At 59.9% G+C, this 17,379-nt stretch carries 14 protein-coding genes and 1 tRNA gene; 8 read left to right on the top strand and 7 right to left on the bottom strand.

Annotation, left to right across the window (positions count from 1 at the left end):
* Nucleotides 1-37: 37 nt before the first annotated feature.
* Entirely contained in the window at nt 38-1,339 is a 1,302-nt protein-coding gene (locus A37O_RS14490) for an aspartate aminotransferase family protein (RefSeq protein WP_018295969.1), read from the bottom strand.
* A gap of 350 nt (nt 1,340-1,689) precedes the next feature.
* On the opposite strand from A37O_RS14490, the gene A37O_RS14485 reads away from it, so the two are divergent.
* Nucleotides 1,690-1,959, top strand: coding sequence for a DUF2798 domain-containing protein (locus A37O_RS14485; RefSeq protein WP_018295968.1), 270 nt, complete (start codon nt 1,690-1,692; stop codon nt 1,957-1,959).
* An 8-nt stretch (nt 1,960-1,967) separates the two neighbouring features.
* On the opposite strand, the gene dcd is transcribed toward A37O_RS14485, so the two are convergent.
* Entirely contained in the window at nt 1,968-2,537 is a 570-nt protein-coding gene (dcd, locus tag A37O_RS0102765) for a dCTP deaminase (RefSeq protein WP_018295967.1), read from the bottom strand.
* Between the two features lie 71 nt (nt 2,538-2,608).
* On the opposite strand from dcd, the gene A37O_RS0102760 reads away from it, so the two are divergent.
* A tRNA-Gly gene (locus A37O_RS0102760) sits at nt 2,609-2,682 on the top strand.
* Between the two features lie 84 nt (nt 2,683-2,766).
* On the opposite strand, the gene A37O_RS0102755 is transcribed toward A37O_RS0102760, so the two are convergent.
* The gene (locus A37O_RS0102755) at nt 2,767-3,963 is read right to left on the bottom strand and encodes an IS481 family transposase (RefSeq protein WP_018295966.1); all 1,197 of its coding nucleotides are present in this window, start codon (nt 3,961-3,963) and stop codon (nt 2,767-2,769) included.
* 562 nt (nt 3,964-4,525) lie between these two features.
* Here A37O_RS0102755 and A37O_RS0102750 point away from each other — a divergent pair.
* On the top strand, nt 4,526-5,356 hold the full coding sequence (locus tag A37O_RS0102750) for a M23 family metallopeptidase (protein WP_018295965.1): 831 nt from the start codon (nt 4,526-4,528) through the stop codon (nt 5,354-5,356).
* Between the two features lie 90 nt (nt 5,357-5,446).
* Nucleotides 5,447-6,310: an esterase/lipase family protein gene (locus tag A37O_RS14475; RefSeq protein WP_018295964.1), complete on the top strand. Its 864-nt coding sequence runs from the start codon at nt 5,447-5,449 to the stop codon at nt 6,308-6,310.
* Nucleotides 6,311-6,333: 23 nt separating this feature from the next.
* On the opposite strand, the gene A37O_RS0102740 is transcribed toward A37O_RS14475, so the two are convergent.
* The 3 genes from A37O_RS0102740 to A37O_RS0102730 all read right to left on the bottom strand — a co-directional run bounded on the left by A37O_RS0102740 (nt 6,334) and on the right by A37O_RS0102730 (nt 11,268).
* Complete coding sequence (locus A37O_RS0102740; RefSeq protein WP_026196079.1) at nt 6,334-8,157, bottom strand: glycoside hydrolase family 15 protein; 1,824 nt, start codon at nt 8,155-8,157, stop codon at nt 6,334-6,336.
* A 161-nt stretch (nt 8,158-8,318) separates the two neighbouring features.
* On the bottom strand, nt 8,319-9,890 hold the full coding sequence (locus A37O_RS0102735; RefSeq protein WP_425386892.1) for a VanW family protein: 1,572 nt from the start codon (nt 9,888-9,890) through the stop codon (nt 8,319-8,321).
* A 169-nt stretch (nt 9,891-10,059) separates the two neighbouring features.
* Nucleotides 10,060-11,268: a glycoside hydrolase family 3 N-terminal domain-containing protein gene (locus tag A37O_RS0102730; RefSeq protein ID WP_051077941.1), complete on the bottom strand. Its 1,209-nt coding sequence runs from the start codon at nt 11,266-11,268 to the stop codon at nt 10,060-10,062.
* Between the two features lie 123 nt (nt 11,269-11,391).
* Between A37O_RS0102730 and A37O_RS0102725 the strand changes: the two genes are divergently transcribed.
* The 3 genes from A37O_RS0102725 to A37O_RS0102715 are packed head-to-tail and all read left to right on the top strand — an operon-like array spanning nt 11,392 to nt 15,190.
* Nucleotides 11,392-11,874: a universal stress protein gene (locus tag A37O_RS0102725; protein WP_018295960.1), complete on the top strand. Its 483-nt coding sequence runs from the start codon at nt 11,392-11,394 to the stop codon at nt 11,872-11,874.
* A gap of 21 nt (nt 11,875-11,895) precedes the next feature.
* Entirely contained in the window at nt 11,896-12,093 is a 198-nt protein-coding gene (locus tag A37O_RS0102720; RefSeq protein WP_018295959.1) for a DUF2613 domain-containing protein, read from the top strand.
* Nucleotides 12,094-12,133: 40 nt separating this feature from the next.
* Nucleotides 12,134-15,190 carry a DUF3367 domain-containing protein gene (locus A37O_RS0102715; protein ID WP_018295958.1) on the top strand — a complete coding sequence of 1,019 codons (3,057 nt, stop codon included), beginning with the start codon at nt 12,134-12,136 and terminating at the stop codon, nt 15,188-15,190.
* On the opposite strand, the gene A37O_RS14470 is transcribed toward A37O_RS0102715, so the two are convergent.
* Complete coding sequence (locus tag A37O_RS14470; protein WP_051077940.1) at nt 15,088-16,179, bottom strand: acyltransferase family protein; 1,092 nt, start codon at nt 16,177-16,179, stop codon at nt 15,088-15,090. The two genes, A37O_RS0102715 and A37O_RS14470, sit on opposite strands and share 103 nt — an antisense overlap.
* Nucleotides 16,180-16,233: 54 nt before the next feature.
* Between A37O_RS14470 and A37O_RS0102705 the strand changes: the two genes are divergently transcribed.
* Nucleotides 16,234-17,376, top strand: a complete 1,143-nt coding sequence (locus A37O_RS0102705; protein WP_018295956.1) for a porin PorA family protein — start codon at nt 16,234-16,236, stop codon at nt 17,374-17,376.
* Nucleotides 17,377-17,379 lie beyond the last annotated feature (3 nt).

Raw genomic sequence — 17,379 nt, 5'->3', positions numbered from 1 at the left:
GATGCCCTATTCCGCAGCCCACATTGGGCCCGAACGGCTAGCCTTCAAGTGCAATAATTCCGGCTTCGATCGCGTCCAAGCCCTTGTTCAGGTCCTCTTCGGAAATCACCAGCGGCGGCGCAATGTGGATGCGGTTGCCGCTGACCAATGGCCACACGCCATGTTCCTTAACCGTCTTGCTGAACGGAGCCATCGGCGCCGCAGCCTCGCCGGAGGCGTTGAACGGAATCAGTGGCTCGCGAGTTTCCGAGTCCTTCACAAACTCGACGGCCCAGAACAGACCAAGACCGCGGACGTCGCCCACCACGTTGTACTTCTCGCGCCACTGCTCCAGACGAGGCTTGACCACGCGCTCGCCCAGATCGCGGGTGCGCTCGACAATATTTTCCTCCTCGAGGACCCCGAATGTCGCCACACCAGGTGCACACGCCAGCGGGTGACCCGAGTATGTCAGGCCACCGTGATACGGAGTGGTCGCCCAGGTATTCGCGATGTCCTCGGACATGATCACACCACCCAGCGGCACGTAGCCGGAGTTCACGCCCTTCGCAAAAGTAATCAGGTCAGGCACGACACCCCAGTTGTCCACGGCGAACATCGCGCCGGTCCGGCCGAAGCCGACCATGACCTCGTCGGCAATGTAGACGATGCCGTACTTATCGCAGATCTCGCGCAGCCCCTTAAGGTAGCCCTCTGGCGGAACCAGCACACCCGCACTACCAATGACCGGCTCCATGATCAGCGCCGCAAACGTCTCCGGTCCTTCGAGAACGATGGTCTGCTCCAGGTGCTCGAGTGCGCGCTCGCACTCCTGCTCCTCGTTTTCTGCATAGAACGCGGAACGGTAGGTATAAGGGCCGTGGAAACGGACCACGGAGGCGTCCGTTGGCTCGTTCTTCCAGCGGCGAGGTTCGCCGGTCAGGGCGATCGCCATCGAGGTCGCGCCATGGTAGGAGCGGTAGGCAGAAAGAACTTTACGACGACCGGTGTAGCTCCGTGCCATACGAATAGCATTCTCGACAGCTTCCGCACCGCCATTGGTGAAAAACACTTTCTTGAAGTGATCGCCTGGGGCCGCCTCCACGATAAGACGTGCCAACTCGCTGCGAGTTGAGTTCTTGAAAGCCGGCTGGACCGTACTCAAAACATCAGCTTGGTCCTTGATCGCCTGCACCAACTTTGGGTGCTGGTGGCCCAGATTGGTGTTCACCAGCTGCGAAGCAAAATCAAGATACTCCTTGCCCTCTGAATCGGTAAAACGCACGCCTTCTGCAGAAACAATTTCAACGGGATTAATGAGATCCTGGGCTGACCAAGAGTAAAACACATTGTCGCTCATATATACTGCCTTCTCTTCAAGCTACTTTTCACGCTATTTTTCACATGGGCCGATTAAGGCCGTAGCCTATCTGATTTGTTAGTTATTTTCTTCACATTTTTGAAGAAAATAAGCCGCCCAGGGCAATCGTCGATTAGCGCGAAATCTTGTTTTGCGTTAAGTTATTCAAGCCTAAAAGATCATGGCTGGTGTGGTTATTCCAGCCCTCGACCCATTTCGAGATGCAGTCGCTCCGCTTTAATGCGGTGAACGAACCCGAGGCGCCACAGTAATCAATGCAATTAGTACTGGCGCCCTCGACATTAGGAGTTCGATGCGTCAGTGCCCAGATCAGAAATGGGTAAACCTACATGAGCAAGAAATATGCCATCATCGCGCAAGTTTTCATGACCTTTATTATGGCCACCTTGATGTCCGGAATTATGAGCCTCATCCTGGGCGGCGGATTCTCCATGGAATGGCTGCGTAGCTGGCCACTGTCGATCATCATCGCATGGCCAATCGCGTTTATCATCACCATGTTCGCGTGGCCAACGTCCACGAAGCTCGCAGGCGTCGTCCTCGGCTCCCACGGCGGCACCCGCACGAAGGAATCAGAAGAACCAGCGGCTGCGAACTAGCTAGTCGCCTACTGGTCCCGGAAGTTCAGGTACGCCTTCGATGGTGTCGGACCGCGCTGGCCTTGATACTTCGACCCAAGCTTGCCTGTGCCATAGGGCACCTCAGCCGGCGAGGACATCTTAAAAAGAGCCAGTTGACCCACCTTCATCCCCGGCCACAGGGTGATCGGCAGGTTCGCCACATTAGAGAGCTCGAGCGTGATGTAGCCACTAAAGCCCGGGTCGATAAACCCGGCCGTGGAGTGAGTCAGCAGGCCAAGACGACCCAGGGAGCTCTTCCCTTCCAACCGACCAGCTAGGTCGGCCGGCAAGGTAAATTTCTCCAACGTCGAGGCAAGAACAAACTCACCTGGATGCAGCACGAATGCCTCACCTTCGGGAACCTCGACCAAGGTGGTCAGGTCTTCCATTTCCACCTTCGGATCAATGTGGGTGTAGCGGGAGTTGTTGAACACGCGGAAGAACTTATCCATTCGCACATCGACACTCGAGGGCTGCACCAGCTGCGGATCATAAGGCTCAATGCCGAGGTGGCCGTCGTCGATGGCGTCGCGGATATCATGGTCAGACAAAATCACAGTGTCTACTCTACGGCAGTAGGAGGGCGAATTTATGGGTGGGCATGGGTGGTGCTAAGATTTTCACCATTGCCGGCGTAGTTTAGTGGTAGAACATCAGCTTCCCAAGCTGAGAGTGCGAGTTCGATTCTCGTCGCCGGCTCCATGTGATCAGTCGGGACATTGTTGACACAATCAGTCGCGACATGGTTGACAGTTAGCGCCGTAAGGCAAGAACATTGTTCTTGGTTTACGGCGCTTTCTTGTGTGGGCGTGATGTGTTCTTGATCAGATTGGGTTGGTAGCGACGCCCGATGTCGATGTCGTGCTCGGCAATGATTTCTCCTGTTTCTGCGTTCGAGGTTGTTGCACGTCTGCCTGCGATGACGGTCAGTGTGGGTGTTCCTTTATGTCTGCGTCCAATCCCGAGGTAGCGCATTTCTCCAGCGAATCGCAGTGTGATGCGTCCAGCGGCATCGACTCTGTCGTTTCTGACCCTGTGGTCCTCGGTGACCAAGGGTTGAGGGCTGGATTTGGGCAGGGCTGTGTAGGCCTGGTGTGGGGTGTTTCTGCCCAGTGCGCGATGTGGGCGGTCGTGGTTGTACCAGGTGCGAAATTCGTTGAGTTGTTGTTGTAGCTCTGGGATGGTTTCGGCGGGTTGTTGGGCTTTGATCCATTTTTTGAGTGTTTGGTGGAAGCGTTCGATTTTGCCTTGTGTTTGTGGGTGTGCGATCCGCCCGTTTTTCTGTTTGATGCTGTGGGCTTCAAGGTATTTCTCAAATCCGTTCTTACCGCCTTTCACCCCTGCCAGACATGCCGTGAAGATCAATCCATTATCAGTCAAGGTCGACTGCGGCAGCCCGTAGTCGGCGGTGATCTGCTCGATGGCGCGTACAACCGTGGGGCCATAGACCCTGGGGTAGGCCACAAGATACAGCAAGAATCGTGAGTGGTCATCGAGGAAATCGAGGACTTCAACATCACTGCCATCGGCTAAACGTAGGTAAGTGACATCGGCTTGCCAGCATTCGTTAGGAAGCATGGCTTGGAAGCGGTGCAGGGACGACTTCGGGCGCTTGCGTGGTTGCGGGGTGATCAGCCCGTGGGTGCGAAGGATGCGTCGGATTGTGGATTCTGCCGGGGCGTGCAGGCCGCGTTGGGTCAGGACCCAGGCAATTGAATCGGGGCCGTTATCGGCGCCTTTGCTCGCAAGTTCTCGTCGGATCGCTACGATTTCTTTGACGACGGTATCGGGGATCTTATTCGGCCTGTTTTTCGGGGCTGTTGATTGCGGCTCGACGCCTTCTGGGCCGGCTACGTTATAGCGTTTGAGCAGTGTGTAGATCCACTGCCGTGAACGATTGAAGTGGCGGGAAGCTTCTGTCACGCTCATATGTTGTTCGGTAATGGCTTTGATGATGGCCATGTTGGGGTTGTCGTAGCTCATGGCCCATTATCGATAGAACTGTGTCAACAATGTCCCGACTGATGCGTCAACTACCACCACCACGCAACCACCTGCTGGAAGTGTCAACGAAGTCGTGACGCACAACAGCTAATCCTGCAGTTCGAGTCGAGTGGGAATCCTCTATAAGTTGGAAACACTGGCTTTGTATAGAGCAATTCTATGCCTGATTACTTCGAATGCATCCGAGCAATATTTGTCCCGGCGAATCCCGGAAGGATACTGCTTTCAAAACTTGTTGACGCTTTTGTTATAAAGAGACCATTGATCTGGTTGAATATACAGGTGCCTCAGACCGCCCTTGCAATAATTGTGGATGAATTCTTTTACAATTCTTTCCCCTAAAATCACGGTAAGATAACGTTAAAAAGTTCACAAAACCGCAGGTGGTAGCCAGAAACTTCAGGTAATCAGTGGCCCGTTCCAAACCCTGGGCAAAGGTTAAGAGAATCCTGCTAGGGGCGCTATGGACTTGCGCTAGTCACGGTTAAGGGTTTACAGTCTTGGCTTAGTAACAAAACGGTAACAGAATGAGAGAAGCTTAATGCGACTTAACACTCGACCTTCGAACGCGGGGAAGCACCGCAAGGTCTCTTCCCGCACCAAGGGCCGCGTTGCGATCGCGGCGGCTGTAGCCACCACCGTATCTTCGGCAGGTATCGGTGGCGCGGCGGCAGCCACACTCACCAACGAAGACCAGCCTCAGGCGACTGACGTTAATCTCGTCAACGACAGCCAGGCAATCACTGAGGCAGCTGTCAATTCGGTTCCTCAGATCCTAAACCTCAACGAGCACAAGCCAACCGCTAACGCCAACGAGCAGCTGAACAAGGCCGTTGATTACAGCAACCAGCTCGCAGCAGAAGCACAAGCTGCAGCGCAGGCTGAGGCCGACCGCCTCGCCGCCGAGGCAGCAGCTGCGACAACAGCAGTGTCCCAGGGCAACTTCGACGCCGCAGCAGCCACGAGCTCCGATGCGATTACCGGCGCAGCCGTGGTCAAGCCAGCACAGGGCACCTTCACATCCGGTTTCGGCCCACGCTGGGGCACCATGCACAATGGCATCGATATTGCTAACGGCATCGGCACCCCAATCTTGGCTGCCATGGCCGGTACCGTCATCGACTCTGGCCCAGCGTCTGGTTACGGCCAGTGGATCCGCATCCAGCACGACGATGGTTCGATGACCGTCTACGGCCACATGTCCACGCTCGCTGTTTCCGTTGGTCAGCGCGTCGAGGCTGGTCAGAACATCGCAGGAATGGGCAGCGAAGGCCAGTCCACGGGCTCCCACCTGCACTTCGAGATCCACCCGGCAGGCTCCGGCCCAGTTGACCCTCAGGCTTGGTTGGCATCCCACGGCATCTCGCTGTAATTCTCTCTCTGCATCAGCAGTCGTACAAGGGACGTGTTTTCACGTCCCTTTTTGCGTTCCATAGCTCGCCCACAATTAGACTGACTCAACATGTCGGATTTTCTTCGAGCAGTCACTGCAGTGACATGGCGTTACGGAATTCCGCCTGCGATTTTACAGCCGAAGAACTCCGTTGGCCGACCCATCTTCAATAACCCTCATTTCCGGCCCACGCATCCCACCCCTGTCCTACTCGTGCACGGTCGCACCGATAACTCTCGGCACTGGTACTGGGCGGCGAGGAACCTGCAGCGCTCCGGTTTTAGCGTCTGGGCCTACGATTACGGCACCAATTCCAATTCTCTCCTCTCGCTTGTCCCCGGTGTCTATGGACTAGGTGATCTAGAAAGCGCAGCGCAGGAGCTAGCAGGACAAGTAGAGCGGGTGAAGAAGGAAACTGGGGCGCCTCAGGTTGATATCGTCGCGCACTCCCAGGGAGCGGCCTTGGTCAAGCTCTACACCGGCGAACTCGGTGGCGCGGCAAACCTGCGCCGAGTGGTCACACTCGGGGCAACCTTCCATGGCAGCACCCTCGGTGGGCTCGCTCAGCGCCTCGCTCCGCTCGTGAGGAGAGTGCCCCGGCTCGCACGGTGGCTCGCCAGCGAGGGAGGCGTACAGCAGCTGGTGGGCTCAGAATTCGTCGATAAGCTTGATGCCCTGCCCAACACCCACCCGGATCTGATCTACACCAGTATTTACACAACGCTTGATCGGGCGGCGACCCCCAGCAGCACGTCGCATCTGGCTACAACGACCCCGGCAGATGTGGCCAACGTCGATATCGCGCGTCGCTTTGACCTTGACCGCCCAGTCACCCACGGCGGGCTGATTACGCGCATCGTGAGCGTCAAACTCATTTACTGGGGTCTGACCCGTCCCCGCGGTGAGACCAGGCCTCCGTTTGCCGACAAGTAGCAACCGACAAATAGCTGCCTTCGCTACTTGCGGCGGGTCTGGACGAGCGCGTGAGCTGCACGCACCACACCCAAGTGGGAGAAGGCCTGGGGAAAGTTTCCGGCGAGGCGGCGGTGCTGCGTGGAATATTCCTCGGCGAATAAGCCCAGCTCGGTGCCTACGGAGAGGACTCTGTCCATCTTCGCTTCGGCCTCATCGATCCTGCCCGACTTGGCGTACTGCTCGATGAGCCAGAAGGAACACATGATGAAGGGATACTCGGACCCGTCCAGGCCGTCGGTGCCCGTGCCGGTTTTATAGCGGTGGAGGAAGCCCTCGTCGTCGAGAAGCTCCTGCTCAATGCGCGCTACCGTGCTGAGCATCTTGGGGTCGTTGTAATCGATGAACCCGATCTGGGCGAGCTGCAAAAGTGAGGCGTCGACCTCGGTATTGGAATACTTCTGGGTAAATGTTTGAAGCTCGTCGTTCCACCCCAGTTCCATGATCTCTGTGCGCAACCGATCTCGTAGCGCGCGCCACGTGTCTACTGGGCCCGCGAATCCGTGCTGCTCCACTGCTTTGACCCCGCGGTCGAACGCCGCCCACATCATCGCGCGTCCATGAGTAAACATGTCGGGGTCCGAGCGCATTTCCCAGAGCCCGTGGTCGAGGGTGTCAAAGTTTTCCTCTTGGAATTCCAATAGCCCCTGTTGGAGCTCCCAGCTGAACGTGTTTTCCTCAAGTCCAGAATCGCGCAGGGCCTCGAGCGCGATCATCACTTCACCAACAACGTCAGCCTGGTACTGCTCGGCGGCTCCGTTGCCCATCCGCACCGGTGTGGAATTCTCATAGCCACTTAAGTGCGGAAGTTCGTGCTCAGGCAAGTGCCGCTCGCCGCGCAGACCGTACATGATGCGCAATTGGCTGGTATCTCCAGCGATCGCACGCAGCAGCCAATTGCGCCACTCCCCGGCGCGATCGTTGAAACCCGACTGGACGAGCACCTCGATAGTCAGGGCTGAATCGCGCAGCCAGACATAGCGGTAATCCCAGTTGCGTTCGCCTCCGAACTCCTCGGGAAGCGAAGTCGTGGGTGCCGCGACGATACCTCCGGTCACTGAATCGGTCAGGGCTCGCAGGACAAGCAGGGAGCGCCGCGCCCACGGGCTGTACTTTCCCGCAACCGTGCTGGTGCCAATCCATTCTTCCCAGAACTTGGTGGTCGCCTCTAGCGAATTCGAATAGTCCACCTTCGCGGGTGCCTCACCATAGGATTCGGCCCACAACATTGCCCATTCCAGGCAGTCCCCTTCGCGCAGGTGAAAGGACTTAAAGTGGTGCTTGTTTGCGTCATCGTGGTCTAACCGCGGTCCACGAAAATAGATCGCGTCCGGCCCCGCCACGGCAAGCATCTCCTCGAAACCGGGTCGCTCCTCATCGTCCCGGTAGCGCAGGAAGGGCACGGCGTGGCCGTAGTCGAAGCGCATCCTAATCGCAGTGTCCACGTCTACTTCGCCTGAGAGGCACTCCACACGCCTTAAAAGATCCGCGTTCTGGAAGAAGCTCCCATTCGTACCCACCGGCATAAAGTCGGTGACTAGCGCGACCCCTGTCTCTGAGGTCCACTCGGTTTCCAGCACGAAGGAATCACCCCGGTAACTCCAGCTTGTCACCGTGCCGCCCTCGACGCTGATACTCCAGTGCCCGTTGTCACTCGTGCCCAATAGCTTGGCAAACACAGCCTGCGAATCATAGCGCGGCATGCAGAGCCAATCCACCGACCCCTCGCGTGAGACCAGCGCCGCCGAGTGCGTGTCCGAAAGTAATGCATAATCTTCAAGCGGTGTAGAAGCTGGTGTAGAGGCCATGCATCCACCCTAAAGAAAAATTTTGGCGCATGCGCTCGCTGGCTCTCTTTCCTGCTACGGGAGATCAGCTCTATCAATACAACGCAAAAATCCCGCGGGACGAGTATCCAGCGGGATCCTAAGGCCCCAACGTGTGGGGCGAGCTTGGGCGCTAAGGCGGCCTACTTACAGGTCACAATCGGCTGCGGATCGTAGATCGTGGTCTGCGTTTCGCGCGAGATTTCGTTACCGCTGAGATCGCGCACGATGCGTGTATCAGAGGTGGTAAATCCTGGGTTACCGCCGGAAGGAATGCAATCAGAGCCAGAGAGTTCCCGTGGCTCCGGCTGGGTTTCATCCCAGCGACCGCCATTGATCGATTCCACTTCCACGGTCTTGGTACCCATCAAACGGACGGTGACGTTGCCGCCACCCACCGAGGTTTCAATGCGGACCGGGTGGTTGGAGTCGTTGCGGAAGGCGAGGTCAATGGCGCCTTCGTAGACGGTTGCCTCACGACCCGCTGGGTAACGGGAAATGTAGTAGGAGTGCGGCGTGTGGGCGATATCGGTCATGCCCGCAAAGTAAGAGGCGTTGTACAAGGTGGTGGCGAACTGAGAAATACCGCCGCCGACGGCCTCACCGGCATGACCGTCGATGATGATGCCACTTTCCACATAGCCCTGTGCCGTACCACGAGGACCGGTGTAACCGTTGAGGGAGAAGGTCTCGCCAGGTCCAACCACTGCGCCATTGACAGCTGCGGCGGTGAGCGCAATGTTTTGCCCCGATGCCTCAGAGTATCCGCCGGTGGTGAACTCGCCGACTACCTGATCGTAGGTGGCGGCTTCAGCCATCTCGGTGGTGAAGGTGGCCTCGGCGTCTTCATAAGCTGCGTCCCAGGTGCGATCCGCGTCCCCTAGGACTCGGCGCTGGAAGTCCTTCATGGTCTCTTCCCAGTTCACCTGGGTGCCGTTCGAGCTCGGGTTCACCGATCCATCGGAGTTGTAGGAAGCGTTGACCATCTCCACCTCGGAGGCAGCCAAGGGCTCCTCCAGGATCGACTGGGCTACTTCCGTATTCACCTCGGGGCGAATGGTGCCCTTGTCATTAATAAACGCGACGAATTCACCAATGCGCTCCGTGGGGATTTCCGCTACCACGTCTTCGTGTCCATTGACGGTCAGCGGACCTGCAACCGCAGTAGCAGCGGGACCGTCTGCGGCTTCCTTCAACACATCGGAGTTGATGGCCGGTTCGACCTCTGTTGGCTCAACGGACACTCCAGCCGGATCCAGCCAGCCGATACTCACGCGCTCTGTGAGCTCGTCACGATTGACCCCCTGACCAAGCACGGGGTCCTGGATCTCCACTTTTCCTGCGTTAATGGCCAAGGAGCCATCGACCGGTTGCGTGGAAAGCTCGGCGGCGACGCGGTCCAGCTCAGGCTGCAGCGCTGCGTCGTCGACCACCGGCACGATATCGACCTCGTTGGTGCTAAACAGGCCGCGCAGCCTGGTCACGGGGTTCAACGATTCCTCACCCGACTGCGACACGGTGGCATCCCAGTCAATGCCGAGCCCGGCCTGTGCCGGGACGACTTGGCTGTGCAGCTCACCGGCTGCGATCTGGACGGGCGTGTTTGCTTGGTCGCCGAGCTCGCGCTCGAGCGTTGCCACTGCCTCATCGTGGGACATACCGCCAATATCAACGCCGCCGACCGCGGTGCCGCGGGGGACGTTGTCGCGGTTCATCGCCACGTCGGCGGCGTAAATCGCAGCGAGGATCGCGAGCACGCCAACGACCACTCCGAGAGTGATTTTGGCTGCTCGATTTTTCGGCGCAGATGAATTTGTTGAACTCACAAGCTCTAGGGTATCGCCCAACTACCTCGTTTGCCTATCCGGCCCCGGATAAATATGCCTATAAACCCTCATGAAGGTACTGCTGCTGCACGCGAAGAGCGGCCTCGTCGATACGCTCTTGCGGAATTTCTCCCGCCTCAACAGCGCCAACAACCTGATTAATGCTCGCCTCGATGCTGTCGCCCGTCGACCACAAAACTTGGTCCGCACCTGCACTAATAGCCGCGGTGACCGCCTCGGCGGTACCCATACGGTCGCTGATCGCGCGCATTCCCGACATGTCGTCGGTGACCACCAGGCCATCAAAAGGCGTGCCACCCGGATATTTTCCCGAGCGCAGCAATTCGTAGGCCGCCGGATTGAGTGTGGACGGTGTTTGGCCGTCGCCAAGTCCCGGAACAACCATGTGGCCCACCATCACGGATGCTTCAGGCACCTCCGTCAGCGCCATTGTATAAGGCACAAGGTCGAGCTGTTCCAGCTCCGCGAGTGGCGGTGTGATGGCCTCGCCGAGGTGGGTATCCCCGCTGGCCTGGCCATGGCCCGGGAAATGCTTATACGTCGGTGTGACGCCAGCGTCGACAAGTCCCTGGGCAAACGCCGCACCGTATGTGGCCACCGTCTGCGCGTCGGTGCCGAAGGCGCGATCACCGACAATATCGAGCCCGGCCACGTCCACGTCGAGCAGCGGCGCGAAATCCACCGTCACCCCGTGTTCACGCAGCGACGTGCCCATGTCGTAGCCCATGCCGCGGACCTCTTCCGGTGTGCCTTGCGTCATCACGCGCGGCGAAGGCCATTCACCGAACACGTTGGTGTGCCGCTGCACCCGGCCGCCCTCAAAATCAATGGAAACGCTAAACGGACGATCAATGCGCTCCCGCAGCGCCGCAATATCGCGGCCCGGCTCAGTAAAGATGCTCGAATCCGCCCAACTCGGCACGAAGATTCCACCGACACCTAGCTCGAGAGCCTGCAACGCCGTGTCAAAATCAGTCACGCCCACCACCATCAGGCTCGCGGCCTTAGCGCGCAGTTCCTCCGGCACGCGGTCCTGCGCGCTCTGCGTCGGGCTCGCAGTCGAACTCTGCGTCGGGCTCGCAGGCGATGTCGACGTTGGCGTCGCTTCGGCGGGAGTACTCGACGAGGTTTCATTGCTTAACGACGATGCCCCGCCGTCGTCCTGCCCCTGCGTTGAACAGGAGGCAAGCGCAGAAGCACCAGCCAAGGTGAGTGAGAGCGCAAGTGTGAGACCACGACGTTTCATCGAGTCACTTCCTTTCAAGACGCGTACAGGAACCAGCAGGAATCAGCAGGAATCAGCGAAGACTTAGCAACAACCTACGCTTCTTCCGGCCATCGACCGGACCGCCACCCTATGCTGGAACATATGAATTCCCCGATTAATTCGACTACCTCAATGCTTATTGCCTACGACGGTACCGACCGGGCAGCGGACGCGCTGCGCGCGGCGGCCTCGCTTTTGCGGGCCACGAACGTGGAAATTATCACCGCGTGGGAGCCCGCAGCACGCACAAATGCGCGCGCCGCCGGTTTCACCGGCTCCCACCAACCCGCCGTGACCACCGAGAATGACTCTGCCTACGACTACGCAGAATCCATCTGCCGGGAAGGCATCGAACTCGCCGAATCCTTAGGACTTTCCGCCCAAGCCCATCTGGTGGAGCAAACCTCGACCGTGGCCCAGGCCATCGTGGAGGCGGCCGACGAACTCAACGTGGACGTGATCGTCGCTGGCACCCGGGGAATTTCCGGCGTGCGTTCGTGGTTTAACTCATCGACTGCAGAAAATGTCCTCCAAAACGCGAATTGCCCTGTATTTGTGGTGCCGTCGTCTGGGGAAAATGAGTAATTGCCTGTTAGGGTGTGCACTATGACTAATCAATCCGCTTCCCTCCCGCGCCGAGCAGCTGGCCCGGTTTTGGCGAGCGCGATCGTCGGTATCGCCTTGGGCGTTGTCGGTGTGGTTGGCATCGCAAGTTTTTCCGGCCAATCCACCGTCCCACAGGGCAACGCCGTTCCCGCCGATCAAGCAGTGCTCGGCGGCCCGGAGTACGGTTCGCGCACCTAAAGCCAGCCTTCAGGCAGAGCACAACTAAGGCTGGGCACCCGTGGCGCATCTTGTCGGCTGGGTCCTGCTGACCCTCCTCGCATTTCTGCAGGATCCCGGTCGCACCGCCGCCGATACTAAACTCGACCTCGCGCTCGACCCGGCGGGGTTTTTAAGCCAGGCCACCAGCGCCTATACCGACGACTTCACGCTCGGCCAGATCCAAAACCAGGCCTACGGGTACCTTTTCCCGCAGGGCCTGTTTTTCCTGCTCACTGAGCCCCTTCCCGATTGGGTCGCGCAGCGCCTGTGGTGGGCACTACTGATGGGCATCGCGTTTTCCGGCACGCTGATCCTGGCCCGCAAGATGGGCATCACCCATGCCCTCATCCCGGCGGTGCTCTATGCGCTGAGCCCACGCATCTTGACCACGCTCACCGCCATTTCCTCGGAAGCCTGGCCCGTCGCGTTGGTGCCTTGGACACTCATTCCACTCGTGGGCAAGCGCATCACGTGGAAGCACGCCTTGATCGCCGTCATCCCCGTCGCGCTCTTGGGCGCCGTCAACGCTACCGCCACCCTCATGGCATGCATCCCCGCCGGCCTTGTGCTGCTGTGGCGCAGAAAATTCACGGCCCTTGCGATCTGGCTGGCGGGCTGCGCCGCCGTTTCCGCCTGGTGGATCGGCCCGCTGCTAGTTCTCGGCCGCTATTCGCCGCCATTTACCGACTACATCGAGTCGTCGTTTACCACTACCTATTGGCTCAACCTCGCCGAAATCTTCCGCGGCACCACGAGTTGGACCCCGTACGTGGAAACCGAGCGCATCGCCGGCCACCTCCTGGTCACCGAGCCCGTCTTCGTGCTGGCCACCATGGCAATCGCAGCGATCGGGCTGGCCGGCCTCGCCTCCAAATCGATGCCGTGGCGCGGCTACCTCGTGCTTGTGCTCTGCGTCGGTGTGGCGCTCATGGGTATGGCGCACGGCCCCTTCGCTCAAGGTTGGATTTCGCTTCTCGACGATTCCCTCGCCCCCTTCCGCAACCTGCACAAACTCGACCCGCTCGTCCGCCTTCCGATCGTGCTTGGTGTGGGACATGTGATCTCTCAGGTGCAGTGGAAACGCGTGCCGGTACTCACCGCGGTGGTGCTGATCGCGTTCACGGCGACGTCCCCGGCCTGGTCGCTGCGGTTGGCACCAGAGGGTACCTGGGAGGAGGTGCCCTCTTATTGGTATGAGGCGGCAGCATTCGTCGATAAGCATGCTGCGGATACCCGCACTTTGGTGCTGCCGGAGGCTTCCTTTGCGCGCCAGGACTGGGGGTGGACGCGCGATGAGCCGATTCAGGCGCTCGCTGACGTGCCTTTCGCTGTGCGCGATGCCATCCCGCTGGTCGATCCGGAGGCCATTCGTGGGCTCGACGGGGTGCTCGCCGCGGTGGAATCAGGCACTGATTCTGAGGCTGCGAGCGAGGCGCTGCGCCAGATCGGTGTGGGCACGGTACTCGTGCGCCACGATCTTGAGAGCGCCTCTGGTGCCACCGAGGACGCCGACCAAGAGCTGAACCTGCCCGGCGAGAAGCACACCTTCGGCGAAATTGATGTCTACCTCATCGACCCCGCCCGCGACATGATGATCACCTCGCAGGCTCCGGTCACCGTGGCCGGTGGCGGCGAATCGCTCGGTCTACTTAATTCCCTCTACGGTTATTCCCCGCGCGAGCTGGTCACGGAGAACGCGCAGATTGTCACCGATACCCCGGCGCTGGCCGTGCGCAATTACGGCACGCTCGACGGGGCCGTCTCCGCGCAACTGCGCGACCTCAGCGAGGGCACAGACGTGTACAACCGGGTGCCTGACTATGAATCCGCTGGTGAGCGCGTCGGAGTCACCGAGACAGGCGGCACGACGCGCGCCTCGAGCTCCGCGGCGGATGCCTCCTCCTTCGGTGGGGCGCAGCCTGCGCGCTCGCTGACCTCCGCCTTCGACGGGCGCACCGACACTGCCTGGTGGCCACAACCTGGAGATACGGGCTGGATCGAGTCCAGCGTGGTCGATGGATCCGTCACCATCACTGCGACCCAGTCGACGCGGGTGCGCGTGATCAGTGGCGCCTTCGACCAGGAAGTCTCGCTGTCGAGCTACTCCCCGCGCACCATTCGGGTTCCCGCCGACACCGTCCGCATCGAACTGACCGAGCCGGTGGGCATCGCAGAGTTAGACACCGGGGTCTCACGCCTGGTTACCGTGCCTGATACCTCGCCGAACGCGCAGGTCTTTTTGTTCCAGCGGCTCATGCCGGAGACCACGGTGCTGCAGCGCGGGTTCACCACGCATAGCGACGAGACCTGGGAGCTTTCTGCGCCTGCTTCCATCGACGGAAACGCGTTCGAGGCAGGCCCCGTCGACCTGCCTGCAGGCGACCACGTCTTAGAAACCGATGCGCGGGTAATCACCCTGGAACGCGCCCAACCCGAGGCTGCGTGGGAGCCGTTTGACGCGGACGCAGGTGCGATGGCCGCCTCCGACCAGGACCGCACCATCGTCACCACCCGCGCTTTTAACTCTGGCCTGCGTATGACCGTGGGAGACACGCAGTTAAGCCCGCACAAGATCGACGCCGGACAGACCGCATTTACCGTGCCGGCCGGCGTGTCCGGCCCAGTCCAGTTCAGTTTTGTGGGCACCGAACCCTACCGGCTCAGCCTCTATATCGGCGGGGCCGTCGGCGTCCTTGCGCTGCTGGCCTGCATCGGTGTGGGCCTGCGTACCTGGCAAAATGCGCGCCGCGCAGGCAGCCCAGAGCCCTACGTGCCCACCAATAATTCCTCGCTCATTGCCCCAATTCTCACGGCGGTGCTCGTCGGCGGCCCGTGGGGACTTGCCGGTGTGGCCGGTGTGGCGCTGACCTGGGTGGTGCGCCGATTCACCCTCATCCCCGCCTGGGGGCTCGCCGGTGGCCTCGTTGCGTTCATGGGCCTGTGGCTGGCACGCGCACCGTGGCCGGAGGCCGGCTACGCGGGAGATTCACCAGCGGTCACCATAGCGGGCTGTGCCGTATTGGCCTGCTTAGTCGTACGGAACCAGCGCAAGGCCGGGCGCTCAACAAACTCATAAGACAAATACGCCACGACGATACTGATCAGGGTGGTCAGCGCCAGCACCGGCCAGAAATACCCGCTGAACAGGGGTACCCCCAGGAGCGGGAAGACCACCGCGAGCACTGCCACGTGCCACAGGAAGATGGAATAGGACCACTTCCCCAGCGCCTGCATCACAGGTCCAGACAGCACACTCGTGCCCGGCGCGAGCGCATAGGGTGCGACCACCAGGGCGCAGAACACGGTACCGAGCCCCACGCGCACATTGAACTCCACTGGAGTGGGGTGCGTCAGCCCCGCAGGTCCCACCAGCCCCGAGATCCAGGCCACCACCAGTGCGGGCGCCCAATACACCCAGCGATGGTGCAGCACCCGCTGCACCCGAGGTGGCACACGCCCTTCCAGCTCAGCGCAGATCAACCCCACCGCAAACCAGGGCGCATAGGACAGCGGCCAGATCTGCAGGTTCACGTTCCACACCTCAATCGAACCGGTGACAAAAGGCAGCCACGGCCACACAAAGGCCAACACGCTAAACCCGACAAGCACCACCAGCCGGTCGCGGCGCCCCAGCACCAGGTACGCCGGCAGGACCAGGTAAAACGCCACTTCGACGCACAGGGACCAGAGCTGCGTCAGCCCCGGAATCAGCCCGTCGGGGACATAAATCTGCACCATGAACAGGTTCGCCAGCGCCTGGCCGACAGAGACTCCACCGGCATCGGGCAGCGCGATCAGGACGACCGCGACGCACACAAGATAGGCGGGCGCGATGCGTGAGAAGCGCTTGCGGTAGTAATTTTTGGAATGGGAGCCACGCGCCAACAAGAATGCGGACAGCGCGAAAAAGACCGCGACGAAGTAGTCGAAGCGCTCGAAGAGCACCGACTCCGTGCCGGTTTGAAAAGCAACGTGGGTGACCACAATGCCTAGGGCCGCCACCGCGCGCAAACCCTCCAGTTCTGGGAGGAAAGTACTCCGGTAAACTTCAGTTCCACCTGTCATAATGAAGTGATTGGTCGCATGGTAGCGATCATAGTGGAAGGAACAGACTGGCCCATGGCCCTACGCGATCAGGCGCCGACGAAGCGCGGGATCATTATTACTGCCGTGATCGCCGTGGTGGCCATCCTCGTCGGAAGCGCGGCACCTCCGCTCGTCGTTTTGTTCTTGAAACTCCTGCCCAACGATGTGCAGGTCGACTACACCATGACTTCCGAGAGCGCCTCCGTATTGGATATAAGGGCATTGCTTGACGACGACGAGGCGCGCCTCATCGACGGTCCCGCCACCATCGAGCGCACTTCTGCGACCTCCAAGACCGACAAGTTCATGGAGACCAACGTTGATTCCGATCTCTCGGTGAGCATCAACGGCGACGTAGTCACTGAGCTCGTCGATTATCAGCGTCTCAACCGTGACTCCGCGTTCCCCGTGGTCGAACCCGTCGCTCACCAGTCGCTCACCGTCCCCGCCTTGGGAGATGCCACGGTAGACACTCCCCCGCATACCCGAGAGGGGCTGCGGTACTTCTTCCCTTTCGCCACCGAGCGCCGCTCCTACCAATTCTCCGACGAAATCGTGCCGGAGACGGTTCCTCTTGACTATGTGGATCCCGTCGAGCGCCACGGCCTGCGCACCTATAAGTTTCACACGCAGCTCCCCACCACCCAACTGTTCCAGGAGGAGTCGCTGAGCACGGGCGAGGCGGTGGCGCAACAGTTCGGCCTCAGCGCCGCTGAAGCCACCACCTTTGACGACTACCTCACCGGGCCCGCCCAGGAGTTTTTCTCGCCTGAGGAAATGGAGCAATTCAGCTACACCGAGAACCAATTGGTCACCATGGCTCCCTATTACACGGCCGAGCGGATCTTTTTCATCGAGCCGAAATCGGGCATCGTGCTCGACGAATACAACGCCGTACATATCTACCTGGCCGCGAACAATCCCCAGGCCCGCGAGATGGCCGAGCAAGGTCTCTTCAACCCCACACGGACGGTCTTCTCGGGGGACTTCGCGCTTGATCAGGCCTCCCAAGAGGCACAACTCGATCGTGCCCGTCCGATTGTTAACCAGCTGCGTGCCCTCCAAGTCGTGTCGCTGTTCGCCAATGTGATCACGTTCCTCGCGCTTGCGGCGCTGATCTACCAGATCGTGCGTCGTCGTATAGCTCGCAGCCGTGCCCTAACCGACGAACAGTAGTGC

It is taken from the genome of Corynebacterium lubricantis DSM 45231, assembly GCF_000379425.1.
GTDB classification, from domain to species: Bacteria; Actinomycetota; Actinomycetes; order Mycobacteriales; family Mycobacteriaceae; genus Corynebacterium; species Corynebacterium lubricantis.
Note: the sequence above shows the minus strand (reverse complement) of the source record. Positions and strands in the feature narration are given on the sequence as shown.